The organism is Halodesulfovibrio sp. MK-HDV (assembly GCF_009914765.1).
In the GTDB taxonomy this organism is placed as follows: Bacteria; Desulfobacterota; Desulfovibrionia; order Desulfovibrionales; family Desulfovibrionaceae; genus Halodesulfovibrio.
The window spans coordinates 1-2,636 of sequence record NZ_WYDS01000049.1 but is presented as its reverse complement, the minus strand read 5'-3'; the positions used below and the strand labels follow the sequence as shown (position 1 = coordinate 2,636).

Sequence of the window (2,636 nt, the reverse complement as noted above, 5' to 3'; positions counted from 1 at the left end):
ATCCCCATGGATTCTACTTTAGCAGTCATGGGTTCGCTTAATTTAGTTGAATTTGAAACTGTACATGCCGGGCCGTATACTTTTATTGGTCGTGGTGCAGGAGGTCCTGAAGCAGCTGCTGGGATTCTTTCCGATATTATCAATATTTCTCTCTTAAAATTCTAATTTTCAAGTTTTTTATTATATTTTTTTTTGAAGTTCCTTAAATTACGATTTTTTGCTTTATTTTGAAGAAGGTCATTTCTCCAACTCAACTCCTTCGCCATTTTCATCTTAAACATGATTTTTACTTATAGAAAAGGAAAGCTCTTTGAATTTGTGTAATTTTGGAATTCATACTTAGGAATCCATCACCAAAAGACTTTTTGGAGCACTTAGCACTCCGAAAGTATTAAATAATCTGCCGACAAAATAATAATTACCGCCAATCTACTCGTTGCAGGCGGATCCCAAGGGGACTGGAGAACAATGTTCTTTTTATGTGACTCGGTTCGCCCGATCATATCGAAAAAAAAATTTGTCATTCCTTTGCGTGAGATCCGAATTCCAAGACCATTCTTGGGATTTGAAGCTCGAGGTCACCCATCTTTCAAAGACTTTGGCTAACCTCCGTGAAAACTTACAGGGAAGATCCACAGAAAGCTTCTTTTCCAGGTGATCACGGGAGTGGTCATTTAATAAAATATTGTCACGCCTCACAGCATTGGATGCAGAGCCTTTTGGGATCTTTTTTGGCTTTGCATCCGCTTTGAGGGTCTGAACAGACCGTGTAAGGACCAATCCCTTGTGAGATCCGCGTGAAATGGTGTGATATTGGCGAAAATCCTTTCATTGGTAAAAAATCCGACCAAAAGAAAGAATTGAGAGCAATTGCAACGAACAATTGCTCTCGGTGATGGATTCAATCAACCTGAATCCAGTGAGTTACAATGAGTCATAATCCCTCAAAAAGCTTTAGGAAAAAAACAACCCGTCGAAAATCCAGGAGAAGTTCTCAAGGATCTACTTCATCTGGTGCTGAAATTGAAATTGTCCGATATGGGGTCGGCTTAGATGTTCATAAGGAGAACATTGTGGTGAGTGTCGCGGCCCAAACTGAGCAAAACTTGATTATTCAAATTCGAACCCATAAATTTCGAAATCAACCTCAAGGATTGCAGGAATTAACCCAGTTCTTACAGAAATATCTTCCCGTTTCCCATTATTTAATGGAATGCACAGGCATATATCATCGACCTGTATATCACGCCTTGGAAGATGCATTTCCGAATTCAAAGACGAAAATTATTGCAATGAATCCATTATTGGTCCACCGTAAATTGACCGATTTGGGAAACAAACATGATAAAGCAGATGCTCAAGGCATGGCAGAACTTAGCTTCTACGATCGATTAATACGACCAAGTTATATCGGTACTCCCGAGTTTTTCCATTTGCGGGATACTCTGCGAAATTACAAGCATGCAAAGAAAGCAGCTAATAAATACGTGAATCGTATTCATCGAGTATTATGCAGTGTCAATTTCATGCATAAACTTAATCTTCATCATGAATGGGAATTACACTTGCTCGATTTTATGATTACAACTGAAGGTCCGATGAAACGGGCATTTAAAGCAATGGTAGAATCATCTCAGTTAGAAAAGCGATCAATCAGCAGCTTGATGAAACATCAAGATGATTATGTGCCTTATTTTAACATAGAACTTCCCAAAACTTCTCGGTTCAACTTGCGACAATTAGTCATCCAATATCTCCAAGCAGAAACAAATGCTGCCCAATATTTATTGCAAACCGAAAAACAAATTCTTAAGGATGCTGAATTCGAATATTGGTACCTCCAACTTCTCCGAATTCCCTGTGTAGGGCAAGTTTCCGCCTTGCGTTTAATTACTGAATTAGGGGATTTTCGACGGTTTGTCAATTGGAAGGCTTTTGCTAAATATTGCGGAGTAGTTCCTGAAATAAAGGAAAGTGGAGGAACATTTACTCCCGGTCATATCAATCGGTTTACTAATACTCATCTTCGGACCGCCTTATCACAAATTGCCATGTTATATGTCAACGGTTATGCCAAGGGAAGCGACTTAGCTAAATTTGCTCATCGCCAGTATGTTTTAAGAGGACTTCCTTACAAGAAAGCCGTGATGCGAGTGGCTCAAAAACTCAGTCGCATTATATATCAAGTCCTAGTAAATAATGTTTCCTATGATGCGACTTTTGAACAAACCAAGGCGAAAATACAGCGATTGCAGCGCCGAAATACCAAACACGGTACAATGTTAGAATTTCCCCAAACTCGCAGTCTCCGTCGTGATATATCTCAACTTTTGGTTACCAACTCACAATATATGACCTCCAAAAGTCGCTTCTTCTTGATAAAGGGTTTCCAACAATTGATACGGAAGGCAAATGTAGTGGAACTGCAAGGGACTAAGGTGGATTCAAAAAAAAATAAGATTTAGTCTTTAATGGGGGTCAACGACCCCCAGGCTAAATTTTTTTTCTTTTTTCTATTCTCTTTTGACTTTTCGGGTATGAATGTTATAATAACTGTGATTCTTTTTACTCTTTTACTATGCTATTGAGGTCAGGATAAGCAATAATCGAATAAGATTGGGATAAGAAATTAAAAA

At 38.7% G+C, this 2,636-nt stretch carries 2 protein-coding genes; both read left to right on the top strand.

The window, feature by feature from the left end:
- Positions 1–6: 6 nt before the first annotated feature.
- A complete protein-coding gene (locus tag MKHDV_RS19310; protein ID WP_216846969.1) occupies positions 7–165 on the top strand; it encodes a hypothetical protein in 159 nt (52 codons plus the stop codon).
- A gap of 764 nt (positions 166–929) precedes the next feature.
- Entirely contained in the window at positions 930–2,465 is a 1,536-nt protein-coding gene (locus MKHDV_RS18550; RefSeq protein WP_147662492.1) for an IS110 family transposase, read from the top strand.
- The last annotated feature ends 171 nt before the right edge of the window (positions 2,466–2,636 follow it).